The 18,086-nt window shown below is 71.4% G+C and carries 15 protein-coding genes and 2 tRNA genes; 1 reads left to right on the forward strand and 16 read right to left on the reverse strand.

Translation table 11 applies throughout. The features are described from left to right. Window positions 1-100: 100 nt before the first annotated feature. The 14 genes from ABZZ04_RS08280 to ABZZ04_RS08345 form a co-directional block, all read right to left on the reverse strand. Complete coding sequence (locus ABZZ04_RS08280) at window positions 101-2,725, reverse strand: ComEC/Rec2 family competence protein (RefSeq protein ID WP_356931391.1); 2,625 nt, start codon at window positions 2,723-2,725, stop codon at window positions 101-103. Then, window positions 2,722-3,516 carry a ComEA family DNA-binding protein gene (locus ABZZ04_RS08285; protein WP_356931392.1) on the reverse strand — a complete coding sequence of 265 codons (795 nt, stop codon included), beginning with the start codon at window positions 3,514-3,516 and terminating at the stop codon, window positions 2,722-2,724. Before ABZZ04_RS08285 ends, ABZZ04_RS08280 begins: the two co-directional genes overlap by 4 nt. A gap of 621 nt (window positions 3,517-4,137) precedes the next feature. Then, window positions 4,138-4,983: a DegV family protein gene (locus ABZZ04_RS08290; protein WP_356931393.1), complete on the reverse strand. Its 846-nt coding sequence runs from the start codon at window positions 4,981-4,983 to the stop codon at window positions 4,138-4,140. 128 nt (window positions 4,984-5,111) lie between these two features. Then, a complete protein-coding gene (locus ABZZ04_RS08295; protein ID WP_356931394.1) occupies window positions 5,112-5,831 on the reverse strand; it encodes a hypothetical protein in 720 nt (239 codons plus the stop codon). Between the two features lie 224 nt (window positions 5,832-6,055). After that, window positions 6,056-8,929 carry a leucine--tRNA ligase gene (leuS, locus tag ABZZ04_RS08300; RefSeq protein WP_356931395.1) on the reverse strand — a complete coding sequence of 958 codons (2,874 nt, stop codon included), beginning with the start codon at window positions 8,927-8,929 and terminating at the stop codon, window positions 6,056-6,058. 424 nt (window positions 8,930-9,353) lie between these two features. Then, window positions 9,354-9,426, reverse strand: a tRNA-Ala gene (locus ABZZ04_RS08305). A 142-nt stretch (window positions 9,427-9,568) separates the two neighbouring features. Next, complete coding sequence (locus ABZZ04_RS08310) at window positions 9,569-9,802, reverse strand: hypothetical protein (protein ID WP_015608461.1); 234 nt, start codon at window positions 9,800-9,802, stop codon at window positions 9,569-9,571. Window positions 9,803-10,396: 594 nt separating this feature from the next. Then, window positions 10,397-10,469 (reverse strand) — tRNA-Ala (locus tag ABZZ04_RS08315). Between the two features lie 153 nt (window positions 10,470-10,622). Beyond that, the gene (locus ABZZ04_RS08320; protein ID WP_356931522.1) at window positions 10,623-11,276 is read right to left on the reverse strand and encodes a histidine phosphatase family protein; all 654 of its coding nucleotides are present in this window, start codon (window positions 11,274-11,276) and stop codon (window positions 10,623-10,625) included. Next, window positions 11,273-11,704, reverse strand: coding sequence for a ribosome silencing factor (gene rsfS / locus ABZZ04_RS08325; RefSeq protein WP_283851528.1), 432 nt, complete (start codon window positions 11,702-11,704; stop codon window positions 11,273-11,275). Before rsfS ends, ABZZ04_RS08320 begins: the two co-directional genes overlap by 4 nt. Before the next feature lie 114 nt (window positions 11,705-11,818). Continuing rightward, a complete protein-coding gene (locus ABZZ04_RS08330; RefSeq protein WP_356931396.1) occupies window positions 11,819-13,624 on the reverse strand; it encodes an LCP family protein in 1,806 nt (601 codons plus the stop codon). A gap of 19 nt (window positions 13,625-13,643) precedes the next feature. Then, complete coding sequence (nadD, locus tag ABZZ04_RS08335; RefSeq protein ID WP_356931397.1) at window positions 13,644-14,261, reverse strand: nicotinate-nucleotide adenylyltransferase; 618 nt, start codon at window positions 14,259-14,261, stop codon at window positions 13,644-13,646. Between the two features lie 38 nt (window positions 14,262-14,299). After that, on the reverse strand, window positions 14,300-14,464 hold the full coding sequence (locus ABZZ04_RS08340; RefSeq protein WP_356931398.1) for a hypothetical protein: 165 nt from the start codon (window positions 14,462-14,464) through the stop codon (window positions 14,300-14,302). A gap of 84 nt (window positions 14,465-14,548) precedes the next feature. After that, window positions 14,549-14,701 carry a hypothetical protein gene (locus ABZZ04_RS08345; RefSeq protein WP_356931399.1) on the reverse strand — a complete coding sequence of 51 codons (153 nt, stop codon included), beginning with the start codon at window positions 14,699-14,701 and terminating at the stop codon, window positions 14,549-14,551. Window positions 14,702-14,811: 110 nt separating this feature from the next. Here ABZZ04_RS08345 and ABZZ04_RS08350 point away from each other — a divergent pair, with 110 nt between their 5' ends. After that, on the forward strand, window positions 14,812-15,912 hold the full coding sequence (locus ABZZ04_RS08350) for a M48 family metallopeptidase (protein WP_356931400.1): 1,101 nt from the start codon (window positions 14,812-14,814) through the stop codon (window positions 15,910-15,912). Between the two features lie 65 nt (window positions 15,913-15,977). Here ABZZ04_RS08350 and ABZZ04_RS08355 read toward each other — a convergent pair whose 3' ends face one another. Both ABZZ04_RS08355 and ABZZ04_RS08360 read right to left on the reverse strand, forming a co-directional pair. Further along, window positions 15,978-17,084 carry a hypothetical protein gene (locus tag ABZZ04_RS08355; RefSeq protein ID WP_356931401.1) on the reverse strand — a complete coding sequence of 369 codons (1,107 nt, stop codon included), beginning with the start codon at window positions 17,082-17,084 and terminating at the stop codon, window positions 15,978-15,980. A 421-nt stretch (window positions 17,085-17,505) separates the two neighbouring features. Continuing rightward, complete coding sequence (locus ABZZ04_RS08360) at window positions 17,506-18,081, reverse strand: hypothetical protein (protein ID WP_356931402.1); 576 nt, start codon at window positions 18,079-18,081, stop codon at window positions 17,506-17,508. Window positions 18,082-18,086 lie beyond the last annotated feature (5 nt).

The following is an 18,086-nucleotide window of genomic DNA, read 5'->3' on the forward strand; positions in this document are numbered from 1 at the left end:
CGCCGACCGGACGTCGACGGGCGCCGACGGACGCCGACGGACGCCGACAGAACGACTGTTTACGGCGGCGACCGGGCACCGCCGCCCGGCGGGGCGGCGCTCACGGCCGGCCCACCGCCCGCAGCCCGGCACCGGTCCCCGTCACGGCGATCGCCCCGTCGGTGTCCGTACGCAGCACCACCGCGCCACCGGCCCTGAGCGCGTCGACGGTACGTGCGGCCGGGTGACCGTAGGGGTTGTCCCGGCCCACGCTCACCAGGGCGATTCTCGGACGCACACTGCGCAGCAGGGCGGGGTCCTGGTACGCGGAGCCGTGGTGGGCGACCTTGAGCACATCCGCTTCGGGCAGGGCGGGGTATCTGAGCAACAGCCCCTGCTGGGCCGGGGGTTCGAGGTCCCCGAGGAGCAACAGGGACACTCCGCCGGTCCGCACGTACAGGGTGACGCTGGCGTCGTTCGGCTCCTGCGGCACGGGATCGATCCCCGGACCCGACGGCATCCCACCGGGTCCGGCACCGCCCGCGGGCCACAGGACCCGCCAGTCGAGCGGCCCGATCCGGCGACGCTCACCGGGCACGGCCCGCACCAGGGGGACGCCCGCCTCCGCCGCCGTTCTCCGTACGAACGCCACCTGGTCCGGCGGCTCGTCCAGGCTCGTCGTCTGGATCGCCCCCACCGCTCTGCCCCGCAGCACACCGGGCAGCCCCCGCACATGGTCCGCGTGAAAGTGCGTCAGGACCAGGAGCGGCACCTCGGTGACCCCGAGATCCCGCAGGCACCGGTCGACGGGCCGCGGATCGGGACCGGCGTCGACGACCACCCCGGCACCGCTCCCCGCCGCCAGCACCAGGGCGTCCCCCTGACCCACGTCGCACATCGCGAACGCCCACCCCGGCGGTGGCCACCCGGTCAGCACCCGGGTGAGCGGCACCGGGCGCAGCACCGCGAGGACCAGCAGCAGCGCGGCGGCCGAACAGACCCAGGGATGGCGGGCGAACCGGCGGGCGAGGAGCATCACCAGGGCCGTCAGTACGGCGAGCAGCACCGCGCCCTTCGCACCGTCGGGCCAGTCGGTCTCCGCCCCGGGCAGGGACGCCCCGGTGCGGGCCACCGTGGCGATCCACCCGGCCGGCCATCCCGCGACCCGGGCGAGCAGCTCCGCCACCGGCATGCACACCGGTGCCAGGGCGAGCACCGCGAACCCGAGGACGGTGGCGGGTGCCACCGCGAACTCGGCCAGCAGGTTGCACGGGATCGCCACCAGGCTGACCCGGGAGGCGAGCAGCACGACGACCGGCGCACACACCGCCTGCGCCGCGGCGGCCGCGGCCAGCGCCTCGGCCGGCCGGGGCGGGACCCCGCACCGTCGCAGCGCGTCGCTCCACCTCGGGGCGATGGTCAGCAGGGCTCCGGTGGCCAGGACGGAGAGGACGAAGCCGTAACTCCGTGCCAGCCACGGGTCGTGGAGCACCAGCAGCAGAACCGCGGCGGCCAGCGCGGGGATCAGCGATCTGCGGCGTCCCGTGCCGATGGCGAGCAGCGTGATCGATCCGCAGGCCGCCGCCCGCAGGACGCTCGGCTCGGGCCGGCAGACGATGACGAAGGCGAGGGTGAGCCCACCGCCGAGCAACGCCGTCATCCGCAGCGAGATCCCCAACCGGGGTGCCAGCCCCCGTCGTTCGGCCCGCAGCGCCGTGCCCGGCGGCCCGATGAGGAGAACGAGCAGGATCGCCAGGTTGGCGCCGGAGACCGCCGTCAGGTGGGTGAGGTCGGCCGCCTTGAACGCCTCCCGCAGCTCGGGGGTGACCCGCGAGGTGTCGCCGACCACCAGCCCCGGCAGCAGCGCCCGCGCATCGGGGTCGAGCCGCTCGGTCGCCCGTCGCAGACCGTCGCGCAGGGCGCCCGCCGTGCGCTGCGGAAGGGTCGGGGGACCGGTGATGCGCGGCGGTCCCTTGCCCTCCGGCCGCAGGGCGGCGGCACCGCGTTCTCCCTCGTGCAGCGGTGGTGCCAGCCGTCCGGTGACGCGCAGCCGGGTGGAGGGGAGCAGCCGCTGCCACTGCCTCGTCGATCCGCCGGGCGGCACGATCAGCAGGACCGGTGTGCTCAGCCGGGTGACCGCCCCGTCGGGTCCGGTCAGTCGGGTGATCTCGGCGTCCACGAGGAGCGAGGCGGGTGTGCTGTGGTCGCCGCGCACCTTGGGCACGGTCTGCCGGGCATCGGACGTGATCGTCACGTCCGCCTCGATCCTCACGAACCGCTGGGCCAGCGTCCGGACCGGCCCCTGCCGTACGTCCGCGCCGTGCAGTCCGGCCGATGCGGCACCGGCCGCCGCGCAGAGCAGCGCCGCAGCGGTGGCGGTTGCCGTGACGGACGACCGCCACCGGCCGCGTACCGCGTCCCCGTTCTCCGGCGCCCCTCCCCCGGCTCCTGCGGTTCGTCCGCACGGTGCGGTGTCCGCGTGCGCTCCGGTACTGCCCGGCCGCCGCCCTCCGCGCAGCGCACGGGCGGCCGACAGGCCCGACACCGCCAGGAGCACCATGGCCGCGCCGGCGCAGAGCAGCACGCCCGCCACCGTCCACGCCCCCGGTGCGCTCAGCGCGAGTGCCGCCCCGCCCCAGGCAGCCAGTGCCGGAGGAACCAGACGGAGGTCGACCGGGCCCTCCTGCCGGGGTTCCGAGGCCCCGAGCCGACCGCCCGACGCCGCGTGCACATCCGGATCGCTCATGGCCCCACCAGCGGCCGGAGGTCGGCGAACCGGCGGTCGCCGATTCCGTTGACCTCGCGCAGTTCGTCGATGGAGCGGAAACCGCCGTGCCGGATGCGGTAGTCGACGATGTGCCGGGCGAGGACCGGGCCGACTCCGGGCAGGGTGTCGAACTGTTCGGCGCTGGCGTTGTTGAGGCTGACCGGCCCGGCCGCGGGGCTCCCGCCGCCCGCTGCACTTCCTCCCGCGCCGTCGGTGGCGGAGGGTCCGGCGGAGCCGGGAGCGGCGGCCCCCGTTGGAGCGCCCACCACGATCTGCTCCCCGTCCATGAGGAACCGTGCCCGGTTGAGCCCTGCGAGATCGGCCCCGGCCCGTGCCCCGCCCGCCGCACGCAGCGCGTCGGCGACCCGTGCGCCGGACGGCAGTTCGTGGACTCCCGGCCTTCGCACCTTTCCGCTGACATCGACGACGATGTGCCCGCCCTGTCCTGCCGCGGGCGGCAGCCCCGGTGACGGTCCGGGCCCTTCGCCGTCCCCCGGCACGAGGGCCGGTGTCCGGGTGTGCGCCGCCGCCTCGTCGACCGTCCGGGGAGCCCGTACCGCCTCGGGACGTGCGGACCAGAAATGCGTCGCGGCGAAGACCCCGGCGGCGACCAGGACGACGGCGAGCGCGGCGAGAGCCCTGGGTTCCAGACCGCATCTGAGCTGCAGCCACACCGGAAGCCGCTCCCGCAGCGCGGGAATCACCCGTTCCCGCCATCGCCCCGGCCCGCCGGAGGCCGCGACCTCGGCCGTGGGCGTGGGCGCGGTCATGGGCATGGTCGTGACCGGAACCGACGCCGACGCCGACGCCGACGCCTGAGCCTGAGCCGAGTGCGGCCCCGGGAGCTGCTCCGGCGCCGAATCCGGGTCGGGTGCCGGAGGCGGGGCCGGATCATCTGCCACGACCGGAGCCCGGGCGGGAGCGACGCCCGGCACGGGTCGCGCGACCCGCCCGCCGTACGCCCCTTCCATGAGCGCGTCCGCCCGACGCCGCGCGGCCTCGGCCGCGACACCGTCCCGTCCGCGCGGGAACCGCCGTCGGCCGGGCCCCGGACCAGGACCTGTGCCTCGCCCGGCGCCGACGCCGAGCGCCCGGCCCGGACGGCTGCGGACGCGACTGTCCGATGCCGGGGCACGGCCGGGGCCGCTGCCGCTTCCACTGCTTGCACGATGTGATCGAGGAGCCATGCCTCACGACGGTAGGCACATCGCCCCGAACCCGCTGAGCACCCTCGATTTCGGTGGAGAACCGACCAGTTGTGGATATCCCGGCCACCCCGATGAGTGAAAACGAGGAATGAGAACCCCGAGGCCGACGTGCCGGACGGTTCAACCCGGTCGGCGCGGCAAGACCACCGCTCCGGACGGCCCGACCCGAACGGCCCGGCCCGGTCAGCGCGGTGAGACCACTGCCCCGAGCAGTCCGGGCCCGGTGTGCGCGCCGATCACCGCGCCCACCTCGCTCACATGCAGATCGACCAGTCCCGGCACCCTCTCGCACAACCGCTCGGCGAGCCGCTCGGCACGCTCCGGCGCCCCCAGGTGGTGCACGGCGATGTCCACACGACCGCTGCCCGCCCGTTCCGCGGCGATCTCCTCCAGCCGGGCGATCGCCTTCGAGGCGGTCCGCACCTTCTCCAGCAGCTCGATGCGGCCGTCGTCCAGCTGGAGCAGCGGCTTCACGGCGAGCGCCGAGCCCAGCAACGCCTGCGCGGCCCCGATCCGGCCCCCTCGGCGCAGATAGTCGAGCGTGTCGACGTAGAAGTACGCGCAGGTGCCCTCGGCCCGCTTCTCCGCCGCCGCGACGGCCTCGTCCAGGTTCCCGCCCGCCTCCGTCGTCTCCGCCGCCGCCAGGGCGCAGAAGCCCAGGGCCATGGCGACCATCCCGGTGTCCACCACCCGCACCGGAACCGGCGCTTCCTTCGCCGCGAGCAGAGCGGCGTCGTACGTACCCGAGATCTCGGCCGAGAGGTGCAGCGAGACGATGCCGGTGGCACCCGCCTCGGCCGCGGCGCGGTACGTGGCGGCGAAGACCTCCGGGCTGGGCCGGGAGGTGGTCACGGGGCGGCGCTTCTGCAGCGCCGCCGCGAGGGCACGGGCCGAGACCTCGGTGCCGTCCTCCAGAGCCTGGTCCCCGAGGACGACGGTCAGCGGCACCGCGGCGATGCCGTGCCGCTCCATCGTCTCGGGCGGCAGGTAGGCCGTGGAATCGGTGACGATCGCGACATGGCGGGACATGAGCCGGAGGTTACCTGGCGCGCCCGTGTCCCGGCAGTCCGGCCCCGGTCGAATGATCGCTCCGGATCATTTCTCATCGCTCCGGACCGTTCGGGAGCGTGTCCTGATACCGCCGGTCGTCGAACGGTTCAGTTCGTCGTCTCGGGCCGTGCCGTCTTCTGCCACGGATACTCGGCCCGCCGCGGGTCCGGGCCCGTGATCGCCCGGGCCGCCGTGCCGTCGGCCGGGCCGCCCTTCCCCTGCCGGTCCTGCGGGCCCGTCTCGTCCTGTGACCGTCCCTGCTGCCGGGCCGGCTCGTCGTCCTCCGTCGTCCAGTGCCGAAGCGCTCCGGCCTCCATGTCGATCTGCGCGTTCAACGCGTCGAGATCGTCGTCGACGAACCGCCGTGCCCGGTCCCGCGCGGCCCACCGCAGCGAGTCCGCGGAGTGCGTGATCCGTTCCGTGCGCTGCTTCAGGCCGGGCAGCAGCGAGGCGACGGTCGCCCGGTCGGGCTCGCGCTCAAGCCTCTTCAGCTCCTCGTCCAGCTCCCGCCCGTGCGAGCTCAGCCGCTGGAAGAGGCTCAGCGACTCCGCGAGCGAGGCGTCCTCGACGGCTCCCCGCTGCAGCGCCTCCTGAGTGGCCCGCATGGAGGTGCGCAGCGCCAGCCGCAACTGTGCGAGCTCCGCGCCCACGCCCGACTGCCCGTAGCTCTTCGCCCGCAGCGTGGTTTCCTCGACGGTGCGGCGCGCCTGGGTGATCGTGCGGTCCACACCGCGCTTCGCCGCCCCGACGGCCTTGATGCCCGCGTACACGCCGAGGGCCACGAACGCGAAAAAGAGCAACCCCAGGATCAGGATCACGGCTTCCATGAGCGCCCCTCGGATGTCGTCTCGGCCGCCGGCGCAACCCCGGCCCCTCCACCGTAAACGGAAAGGGCAGGCCGAGGGTTCCTTCGGAACCCCCAACCTGCCCGTAGGGGAACGCCCCCACTCTCTCCGTGCTCCGGTCAGCGCCCCTCAAGAAGCGTCCGTACCGTCACTCCGCACGCATCGGACACGTCACGCAACACACGTCACGCGTCACACACCACACGTCACGCAGGGACGATGTTGACCAGCTTCGGCGCCCGCACGATCACCTTGCGGATGCCCGCGCCGCCCAGCGCCGCGACCACGGCCGGGTCGGCCAGGGCCAGTGCCTCCAGCTCCTCGTCCGTGATCGACGGGGAGATCTCCAGGCGTGCCTTGACCTTGCCCTTGACCTGGACGACGCAGGTCACGGTCTCGTCCACGACGTACGCGGGGTCGGCGACCGGGAAGTCCTGGTGCACGACCGACTCGGTGTGGCCCAGCCGGCGCCACAGCTCCTCGGCGATGTGCGGCGCCAGCGGAGCCACCAGCAGCACCAGCGAATCGGCGACGGACCGGGGCAGCGGGCCGCCCGCCTTGGTCAGGTGGTTGTTCAGCTCGGTGACCTTGGCGATGGCCGTGTTGAAGCGCATCCCGGCCATGTCCTGGCCGACCCCGTCGATCGCCTTGTGCAGCGCGCGCAGCGTCTCCTCGCCGGGCTCCGCGTCGACGACGGTGACCTCGCCGGTCTCCTCGTCGACGACGTTGCGCCACAGCCGCTGCAGCAGCCGGTACTGGCCGACGACGGCGCGCGTGTCCCACGGCCGCGACACGTCCAGCGGGCCCATCGCCATCTCGTACAGGCGCAGCGTGTCCGCCCCGTACTCGGCACAGATCTCGTCCGGGGTCACGGCGTTCTTCAGGGACTTGCCCATCTTGCCCAGGACGCGGCTGACCTTCTCGCCCTGGTAGTAGAACTTCCCGTCGCGCTCCTCGACCTCGGCCGCCGGGACCGCGATGCCGCGGCTGTCCCGGTAGACGAACGCCTGGATCATGCCCTGGTTGTACAGCTTGTGGAACGGCTCCGAGGACGAGATGTGTCCCAGGTCGTGCAGCACCTTGGACCAGAAACGGGCGTACAGCAGGTGCAGCACGGCGTGCTCCTGGCCGCCGATGTACAGGTCGACGCCCCCGGTCGGCTGCCCCTCGCGCGGACCCATCCAGTACTGCTCGATCTCGGGATCGACCAGCTTCCGGTCGTTCCTCGGGTCCAGGTAGCGCAGCTCGTACCAGCAGGAGCCCGCCCAGTTGGGCATGGTGTTGGTCTCGCGGCGGTACTTCTTCGGGCCGTTGCCGTCACCCAGGTCCAGCGTCACGTCGACCCAGTCGGCGTTCCGGGACAGCGGGGTCTCGGGCTGGGTGTCGGCGTCGTCCGGGTCGAAGGTGCGCGGCGAGTAGTCGTCGACCTCCGGCAGTTCCAGGGGCAGCATCGACTCGGGCAGCGGGTGGGCGATGCCGTCCTCGTCGTAGACGATCGGGAAGGGCTCGCCCCAGTAGCGCTGGCGGCTGAACAGCCAGTCGCGCAGCCGGAAGTTGACGGTTCCCTCGCCGACACCGTGCGCCTTCAGCCACTCGGTGATCTTCGCCTTGGCATCGACGACGCCCAGTCCGTCCAGCGAGATCTCGTCGTTGGCGGAGTTGACCAGCTTCGCCTCGTACGAGCCGAAGGCGTCCTCCCACGTCGAGGGGTCCGTGCCGCGGTCGTCCGAAGGCTCGACGACACAGCGCATCGGCAGCTCGAAGGCGCGCGCGAAGGCGAAGTCGCGCGCATCGTGCGCCGGTACGGCCATGATCGCGCCGGTGCCGTAGCCCATCAGGACGTAGTCGGCGATGAAGACGGGCACCTTCTCGCCGCTGACCGGGTTGGTCGCGTACGCACCGGTGAAGACCCCGGTCTTGTCCTTGGCCTCGGCCTGCCGCTCCACGTCGGACTTGGCGGCGGCCAGCTTGCGGTACGCCGTGACGGCCTCGGCCGGGGTCGCGTGGCCGCCGGTCCACACCTGGTGGGTGCCCTCGGGCCAGGCGGCCGGAATGATCCGCTCGACCAGATCGTGCTCGGGCGCCAGCACCATGTAGGTGGCGCCGAACAGGGTGTCCTGGCGGGTGGTGAAGACGGTGATGCTGCCGGCGCCGTCGACCGGGAAGTCGACGCGCGCGCCCTCGGAGCGTCCGATCCAGTTGCGCTGCTGCAGCTTGATGGCCTCGGGCCAGTCCAGGCCGTCCAGGTCGTTCAGCAGCCGGTCGGCGTAGGCGGTGATGCGCATGTTCCACTGGCGCAGCTTGGCCTTGAAGACGGGGAAGTTGCCGCGCTCGGAGCGGCCGTCGGCCGTCACCTCTTCGTTGGCCAGTACGGTGCCCAGGCCCGGCGACCAGTTGACGGGCGCGTCGGAGGCGTACGCCAGGCGGTACTCGCCCAGGACGTCCGCACGCTCGACGGCGCTCAGGGCACTCCAGTCACGGCCGTCCGGAGTGGGGCGCGAACCGCTCTCGAACTGTTCGACCAGCTCGGCGATCGGGCGGGCCCGGTCGGCCTCGGTGTCGTACCAGGAGTTGAAGATCTGCAGGAAGATCCACTGGGTCCACTTGTAGTACTCCGACTCGATCGTGGCGAACGAGCGGCGCTTGTCGTGGCCCAGGCCCAGCCGGCGCAGCTGGGCGGTCATGTTCTCGATGTTGGCCTCGGTGGAGACCCGCGGGTGCGTGCCGGTCTGGACGGCGTACTGCTCCGCGGGCAGGCCGAAGGCGTCGAAGCCCAGGGTGTGCAGCACGTTGTGCCCGGTCATCCGCTGGTGGCGGGCGAAGACATCGGTGGCGATGTAGCCCAGGGGGTGGCCCACGTGCAGGCCCGCACCCGAGGGGTACGGGAACATGTCCATGATGAACTTCTTCGGCTTGGCGGCCTGCGCCGGGTCGCCCGCCAGATCACCGGTCGGGTTCGGCGCCTCGTACGTGCCCTCGGCGTCCCAGAAGTCCTGCCAGCGTGCCTCGATGTCGGCGGCCATCGCCGCCGTGTAGCGGTGCGGCGCGGCCGTCTCGGCTGCGGAATTCGTCTCGCTCATGGTCCTCAAAGCTCCATCGATCGTCATCTGCCGGCGTCCACGTCTACGGACACTCGTCTACGGAAACGAAAAATCCCCTCGCACAGGAGGGGACGCCGCGCTGATTCCGACCAGGCATTCTCACCGGTCGGGACTGATCAGCGCGGCTCGCTAAGCAGAAGGCGTACGGCACGCATGGCGCCAGGGTACCGCACGGGTCCGGAACCGGGCCGGGCACAACCGGACCGTGGGACCGGAACGGAGACGTCCGCGCGACGGAGGAACGTCCGGGAGACGCGACGGAATGTACGGAAGGTCCGGCCGCACCCCTGCACCCCCGAAGGGGGTGGTGGGCACCGGGAAACCGGAGACCGCCCCGTGCACACCTGCCCAGGGAAACGAAGAAGCGGGCCACCCTTACGAGTGACCCGCTTCTTCTTCACTGTGGAGCTAAGGAGAATTGAACTCCTGACCTCCTGCATGCCATGCAGGCGCTCTACCAACTGAGCTATAGCCCCTTGCTGTGTGCCGCCCGGTTTCCCTGGCGACATCGAGAACATTACCGGTGACCCCGCCACTCCACCAAATCGTTTCCCGGCCGCATGGATTTGACCGGTTCTGCGGTACCCGAGTCGGGGCCGATCGACGGCTCCGGACGGGTCACGCCGTGGCGAAGGAGTAGAAACGCTTGAGGGTGCAGTGCTCCTCCAGCAGCCGCCCGTAGATCGGCTCCCCCTCCAGCTCCCGATAGGTCTCGATCGGGTCGCCCTTTATGATCAGCGCCCGCGCACACTCCTCGCACCAGTACTGGTACTCCGGATTGATCGGATCCATGTCCCTGACGATGGGCGTGCCGCTGCCGCACCAGTCACATTTCCGCCTGTGTGCACCCATGGGTCAGCTCCGGGTCCGGCAGCGGGCGGTACACGCACGACGAGCGCCGGCGGTCCCGCCGCGCACCCGGACCGCACGGGGCGGACCGACGGCACGGCGGTGGGCCCGGACGCGCGCGCGACGTCCGGGGGCGGCAGATGCTTCGGGGGCCAGGGGGGCCGCAGGGGCTTCGGGGACAAGGAGCAGGTCCGGGACCTCTTGGCGGCTCGCAGGCATCGCGCTCCCTCCCGTTCGGTCCGTCGCCCCCTCCGGCGTTCCGATTCTGCCATGACCCCGCAAGAGGGACAGCCCGTCGAGGATCCGGCGGGTCGACGGCGGCGCGGGAACCCCGTGACCGCACCCGCCCCGACGGCCGCGGAGAGCACGGCGGCACCCTCGGGGCATACGCCCACCGGCACCGCTACAGGCAGTACCCGGCAACTCCCGTGCACGAAACCGGCCATGGGGGTGCGGCAACGGTGACGACCGGTCAGGCGGCAGGCCGGAAAGCGCGCCCGGCCGACGGAACACCGTCGGAGGCGCCGAGCGGTGGGACAAGTCAGGCGGTGGGACAACGAGAAGATCCCGCCCCTGAAAGGGACGGGATCTTGACTGTGGAGCTAAGGAGAATTGAACTCCTGACCTCCTGCATGCCATGCAGGCGCTCTACCAACTGAGCTATAGCCCCGCTGTTCACTGTGTTTCTCTGCGTTTCCGCGCTGCGAACAAGAAGAACTTTAGCCTGTGACCTGCCAGAAAGTGAAATCCGGCCGACGGGGGTCGGGACGGGCCTCCGTCCGCCGCCCTGCCCCGGCTCCGGGGCAGGGGCAGGGGCAGGTTCCTAGGTGTCGTCGCCGAGCACCGGCTCCGGCAGCGTGCCGGCGTTGTGCTCCAGCAGGCGCCAGCCGCGCGCGCCCTCGCCCAGCACCGACCAGCAGCAGTTGGAGAGCCCGCCGAGTCCTTCCCAGTGGTGGGCCTCCAGACCCAGCAGCCGGCCGATGGTGGTGCGAATGGTGCCACCGTGGCTGACCACGACGAGCGTGCCGTCCTCGGGCAGCTTCTCGGCGTGTTCGAGCACGATCGGAGCGGCCCGGTCGGCGACCTCGGTCTCCAGCTCGCCGCCGCCCCGCCGCACGGGCTCGCCGCGCTTCCACGCGGCGTACTGCTCGCCGTACTGCCCGACGATCTCCTCGTGCGTGAGGCCCTGCCAGGCGCCCGCGTAGGTCTCGCGCAGTCCCGCGTCGTGCGCGACTTCGAGGCCGGTGAGCGCGGCGAGCTCGGCGGCCGTGGCCGCCGCCCGCTGGAGGTCGGAGGCGACGATCGCGTCCGGCTTCAGCGAGGCGAGCAGCCGGGCGGCCCGCCGGGCCTGCCCGACTCCGACCTCGGTGAGCGCGATGTCCGTGGAGCCCTGGAACCGGCGCTCCAGGTTCCACGCCGTCTGGCCGTGCCGCCAGAGGACGATCCTGCGCCCCCGGCTCTTCTTGCCGGTGCTCAGCTCTGCTCACCTTCCGTGCCACCGGTGAGCTTGGCGTGCTCCTCGGCCTTGCCGCGGGTCTTGACCGCGTCCTCGGGGAGCGCGATCTCGGGGCAGTCCTTCCACAGGCGCTCCAGCGCGTAGAAGACGCGCTCCTCGCTGTGCTGGACATGGATGACGATGTCGACGTAGTCGAGGAGGATCCAGCGCGCGTCCCGGTCGCCCTCGCGGCGCACCGGCTTGGCGCCGAGCTCCTTCTGGAGCCGCTCCTCGATCTCGTCGACGATCGACTTGACCTGGCGGTCATTGGGGGCCGAGGCCAGCAGGAAGGCGTCCGTGATCGACAGCACGTCGCTGACGTCGTACGCGATGATGTCGTGCGCGAGCCGGTCGGCGGCCGCCTGGGCGGCGGCGTTGATGAGCTCGATGGAGCGGTCCGTGGCGGTCACAAGCAGGCTTTCGTCGGCGGTCAGATCAACCTCTAGGGTCTCACGGACCGCCGACAGCCCACGCAATGAACGTTCGAGTGCCGGATCAGCACCGCCCGGACGGCGAGGTCCGGGTCATTTGATCTTGTAGTCCTGGCCGAGCACGACGGACACGTCCACGTTGGCGGCGGGCTTGCCCTGCTTCACCGCCTCCGCCGGCAGACCCAGGGTCTTGGCGACCTGTACCGCCTTCTCCTTGTCCTCGGCGGTCCTGTGGACGACCTCGGACGACGGCACGGTCCCGGTCGCACCACCGCCGACGAAGGCGTAGCCGCCGTTGATCAGCTTGATCCGGGCGGACGCCGCGCCCTCCTTGTCACCGGTGGCGTTCTTGACGTCGACCCGTACCACGGCGTCCGCGTCCGGGGCCTTCACCGTGCCGCCCAGAACGTCCTTGACGACGCTCTCGGTGGCCGCGTCGGTGAGCGTGCCGTCCGGCTGGACCGGCAGCACGGCCGTCTTGTAGTCGCCGACCTTGGCGTGCTGGGCGAGCTTCGCCAGGGAGGCCCCGAGGTCCTTCTCGGGGAGCGAGGGGTCGAGGATCTGCGCCAGCGTCTGCACGGTGACCGTGGCGGCCTTCGGGTCGTCCGAGATCTTCCGCAGCACGCTCCGCATGACCTCCCCGAACCGCATGAGCTGCTTCGCCTCGGCCTCGCCGGGCCCCTGGTAGGTGGCGTACGCGACGGCCATCCGGCCGCTCAGGGTCTGCGACTCGCCCTTCTTCACCAGAGGTGAAGCACCCTTCTTCGTGTCGGGCACATCGGTGTCGGTGTCGATCTCGATGTTGCCGACCAGGTCGACGAGGGTCTCCAGGTAAGGGGTGTCGAGTCGCCACGTACCGCTGATGTCGGTGCCGAGCAGCGTGTCGATGGAGTCGCGGGTACCGGTGGCGCCGTCGTCCTCGACGGACTTGCCGAGGGTGGTCGTGGCACCCTCGTCGTTGGCGACCATGAGCGAGTTGGGCAGCAGGACCGTGGTTCCCTGCTTGGTCGTCACGTTGTCGACGAGCAGCGCCGTGGAGGTGCCGCCCTTCTTGGTGTTGTGCAGGTGGACCACGATGACGTCCCGCTGCTGCGGGCCCGCCGACGCCGTGTTGTCCTTCTCCGAGTCGGACAGGCCGGGAATCTTTCCGGCGGACCAGAGGTAGCCGACGCCCCCGACCACGACCAGGGCCACCACGACTATCAGCGCGACCATGCGGTTGCGGCCGCGGCGCCGTGCCTCCTCGCGCCGCTCGCTGCGGCTCTCGGTGAACTTCAGCCAGTCGATGACGTCTTCGGAGTCCTCGTCGGGTTCCTCGATGAAGGAGAACTGCTCGGTGCGGTAGTCGCGGTCGGCGCGGCGCTGTCCGGGGACGGCCGCTTCCGGCTCGGCCCCGAACCGGGGCTCGGACTCGGACTCGGGCTCGGGTTCCCGCGGGGCCGGTGCGGGCGCGGGCGGCATGGGCGGCGCCTGCGTCGGCGGGGCGGGTTGCGCGCTCGCCTGCTGCGGGACGTTCCACTGCTGGGTGGTGTCGACCGCGGCGGGCTGCCGGCCGGTGTCGTAGCCGTAGCCGTCATAGCCGCCGTAACCCGGCTGCTGGGGCTGCTGGGGCTGCTGGGGCTGCTGGGGCTGCTGGGAGGCGTACGGGTCGTACGGCTGCTGCTGGAAGTGCTCCGGGGCCTGGGGCTGGGGCTGGGCGTACGGGTCGTACCCGTACCCCGGGTCGGTCTGCTGACCGGGCTGCTGATGGGACTGCTGCGCCTGCTGGTGCTGCTGAGGTCCGTACGGGTCGTACGCCTGCTGCCCCGCCTGCTGGTACACCGGCTGCCCGTACTCGTCGTAGCCGATGATCTGCGGCTGCTGGTGGTACGGGTCGTACGGGTTCTGTCGGTCGTTCACCGGTGCCCCTCTGCGTCGCTCATTCGCCGCGGTACAGCTGGCGCTTGTCGATGTAGCGGACCACGCCGTCCGGCACCAGATACCAGACCGGGTCCCCCTGCGCGACTCTCTCACGGCAGTCCGTGGACGAGATGGCGAGCGCGGGGACCTCCACGAGGGAGACGCCGCCCTCCGGCAGGCCCACGTCCGTGAGCACGTGCCCCGGCCGTGTCACCCCGATGAAGTGGGCGAGCGAGAACAGTTCGTCGGCGTCCCGCCAGGTGAGGATCTGGGAGAGTGCGTCGGCGCCGGTGATGAAGAAGAGGTCGGCGTCACCATGCATCGCATGCAGGTCCCGCAGCGTGTCGATGGTGTACGTGGGGCCGCTGCGGTCGACGTCGATCCGGCTGACGGAGAACTGCGGGTTGGACGCCGTCGCGATGACCGTCATCAGGTAGCGGTCCTCGGCCGGGGACACGTGCTTGTGGCTCTTCTGCCACGGCTGCCCGGTCGGGACGAAGATCACCTCGTCGAGGTGGAACTGGGCGGCCACCTCGCTGGCCGCCACCAGGTGTCCATGATGGATCGGGTCGAACGTCCCGCCCATCACGCCGAGTCGGCGCTTTTCGCGGCCGGTAGGCACTTCCTGCTCTCCCATGCGTGCAGAGCCTACTGGCACAGCTGTACGCCTCTGTCTCAGCGGTCGCGGTTGAAGCGTGTGGTGATCCACAGCAGGAGCATCAGCGCGACGAACGCGCCGCCCCCGGTGAGGTACGGGTTGAGGCTTTCGTGGTTGCCACCGAGTTCGCCGCCCTCGGAGGCGAGAGTGACCAGCTGGTGTGCGGTGCTCGTGAGGCTCATCTTCGGCAGGACCTATCGATCGGGAGTCGGAAGGAAGACGTCGCGCACATCGTATGCGGGTGCCCCGGGCACGCTCACGCCGACTCAGTCGTTGTTGTCGTCGTTGCGGTATCCGCGCAGCAGGAACCAGCCGAGCAGAGCGGCTCCGACGAGCGAGACGAGCAGCACGACACGGAGCGTGTTGCCAGGTCCCTGCTCCGCGGATGCGGCAGCGAGCAGAGCAACGGTTTGCGGCATGTCGGGCGTCTCCTCTGTTATCCACAGCCCCCCGCACACCGTAGCCCCAGCACCTACGCTGGGTTTTGCCAGGGGGCGAGTGACGTCTCGTACGAATCAGGGGGCCATCCATGACCGAACACAGCCACGAGAACGTGCCCAGCAGGCAGCGCAGGCGCTTCGCGGGCATCTCGTCCCGGGCCTACGAGCACCCGGCGGACCGCTCGGCCCTGGTGGCCCTGCGCAAGCTGAGCGGCTTCGACACCGTCTTCAAGACACTGAGCGGTCTGCTGCCCGAGCGCAGCCTGCGACTTCTCTTCCTCTCCGACTCCGTCCGGGTGAGCGACGCCCAGTTCGCCCACCTCAACGACATGCTGCGGGATGCCTGTTACATCCTGGACCTGGAGAAGGTCCCTCCGATGTACGTCAATCAGGACCCGCAGCCCAATGCCATGTGCATCGGCCTCGACGAGCCGATCATCGTGGTGACGACGGGGCTGGTGGAACTGCTCGACGAGGAGGAGATGCGGGCCGTCATCGGCCACGAGGTGGGACACGCCCTCTCCGGCCACGCCGTTTACCGCACGATCCTGCTGTTCCTCACCAGCATCGCCCTGAAGGTCGCCTGGATCCCGCTGGGCAACGTCGCGATCATGGCGCTCGTGACGGCGCTGCGCGAATGGTTCCGCAAGTCGGAGCTGTCGGCCGACCGGGCCGGGCTGCTCGTCGGCCAGGACCTCCAGGCCTCGATGCGCGGTCTGATGAAGATCGCGGGCGGCAACCACCTGCACGAGATGAACGTGGACGCCTTCCTCGCCCAGGCCGACGAGTACGAGAAGGGCGGCGACCTGCGCGACTCGGTGCTCAAGATCCTCAACCTGCTGCCCCGCTCCCACCCGTTCACCACGGTCCGCGCGGCAGAGCTGAAGAAGTGGTCCGAGACCCGTGACTACCAGCGGATCATGGACGGCCACTACCCGCGGCGCTCCGAGGACAAGGACACCTCGGTGACGGACTCCTTCCGGGAGTCCGCGTCCCACTACGCGGACACCGTGCGCACCAGCAAGGACCCGCTGATGAAGCTGGTAGGCGACATAGCGGGCGGTGCCGGGGACCTGGGCGGCAAGCTCCGCGACAAGTTCACCGGCCAGGGCGGGGGAGCAACCGGCAAGGGGGCCGGGAGCGACGCCACCGACGGGTCGGCGGGGCCGGAAGGGGCTCAGGAGTCCTGATGGACCGCAGAGCTTCGGAGGGCCGCTGAGCTCCGAGGGGCTCAGGAGCCACCGCTCCGAGGGGCTCAGGAGGCTTCAGGGGCTGCGGGCCGGGCCGGGGGCTGCTGGGGGACGTCGGTCTTCAGGGTGCCGCAGAGCGCCGCCGCGGGCCGGCCCGTCGCGTACGGGTCGGTGCCCGCGGGGCCTCGGTGGGAGGCGTGCTGCCCGGCGAGCAGCGGCCGCAGCGCACCGGTGGTGTCCGTGGGGCACGACTGCGGCCCGGCCTGGACGTAGCTGGTGCGCACCTCCAGCCGGTGCAGCCGCAGGTCCTCCCGGTCGAAGCGGAAGTGCAGCTCGCGTCGCACGGTGAAGAGCGAGGCGTCGTCCGTCGCCCGGGGACCCGCACCGGCCGGGCGGAGCGTGTAGGTGAAGGTGTGGTCCGACACCACCTCCAGCGTGTCGGCACCCTCCTCGGCGTAGCTCAGGGTGCCCCGGACGCGTACGTCCGGACCGGCGAGCGCCACCTTCGCCGGGTCGAACCGCACCAGCCACCCGGTCGCGGCGTGCCGGCCGTCGTCGACCGGGTGGTCGACACTCTGCTCGAACTGGGTGGCCTGATCGGGGTCGAGCAGCATCTGCACCGGTCGCACGACGCCGCCGGTGAGCACGTCGGGGTCGAGCGAGGACGCCACCAGATAGTCCTTGGCCGTGTTCAGGGCCACCTCCACCTGGCTGTCCGAGAAGTTGTCCGTCCGCCCGACCGCCGGCAGGTTGATGCCCTCGGCCCCCTTCTCGAACTGCGCCGCGGGGCTTTTCGCGAGAAGCCTGGCGGCCGTTCCGCCGGGTACGGCGCCCTGCGGTGCCAGGGGCACGACGGTCGATCTCATGGGCTCGGCCCGCCTGCCGACGGGGGGCTGGTAGGGGTGGCGAAGGCCCATGTACACGGCTGTCCCGAAGGCCAGGGCGATCAGGAGGATCAGGGCGACAAGAGCCCTGGAACCGGCCCGGAAGCGGCGGGACGGCAGGCTGCGCACGGCGGGGGCGTGATCCGTCAGACGCTCCTGGGCGGAGAATTCCTGCAGCCGGGCAGCGCGCACGAACGATTCGTCGAAGACGAGCGACCGGTACTCGTCCTCGCCTCCGCCCGCCGGGTTCTCGGGCGGACCTTCTGGTGGTTCTCCGTGGCCTGCCATGGCTTCTCCCGACTCCACGTCACCGGGCGGGCCGGAACGCTTCGCTCTGCTTCGGCCGGACGGCTTCGGACAGGGCCTGCCCGTCATGGGTTCGCATGACGTCGCACAGCTGCGCATGTGTCGCACGGCTGCGCATGTTGCGCATGTACGGACGAGCGAGAAGCCCCCTCGGTGAGAGGGGTCACACTTTCAGGGTAGGTCGATCGGGGCCGGGGTAAACGCCCGGCCGCGAAGAACCGGCCGTGGGCCTCCCTGGATCTTCGGGGAAACCAACGGATTCACGGCCAATGGGGGTGTTCCGTGTGCACAGGATGCATGCCTGTATACGGGTGCACATCGCACCGGAGTGTGCGCAGCCAGTCGCCCACTGTGCGCGATCACGTGCGGGGGCGAGGCGCCCCGGGCGGGGGGCACGGGGCCGTCAGCCCGTGCGGGGCGCTGCGGAGACCGTGGGCCGGGCGTGGTCCGTGGCGGCGGAAGGGACGGCTCCGGGGCCCGGGGCGCTGTCCACACCGGTCGTGGCGGGCGGCGGGGCGGGTTCCTGGCGGCTGCCCGACGCGTTGCGGTAGACGGCGCTGAAAGCGAACGCGATCATGCCGATACCCATCAGCACCGCGAGCAGCCAGGCCACCGGCCGGTGCCAGCGCGCGGAACTCCGGTAGGGACGCAGGGCGCCGCCGTGCCGTCCGTAGGGGTCCTCGGGGCCGTCGAGGGCCGGGAAGTCGTCGCGGTCGTACCCGTCGCCCGTGCCGTACCTCTCGTCGTGGAGGTCCTCGTCCAGCGGGGCGCCGCCCGCGCGGGCCCGGGACGCCTCGGCCTCCGCGCGGGCCTGAGCGGCCGCCAGCAGCCGCTCGACGGCGGTCGGTTCATGGAACTCTGCGGCCCGTACGAAGTCCTCGTCGAACACCACGGAGGCGAAGTCCTCGTCCGCGCCCCCGCGGTCGTCGTCGGGCTCCCAGCCGTCCGGGAACGGCCTGCCCCCCACGTCGTCCGGCACGACTC

This window comes from Streptomyces sp. NPDC006435, from assembly GCF_040612315.1.
Lineage (GTDB): Bacteria > Actinomycetota > Actinomycetes > Streptomycetales > Streptomycetaceae > Streptomyces.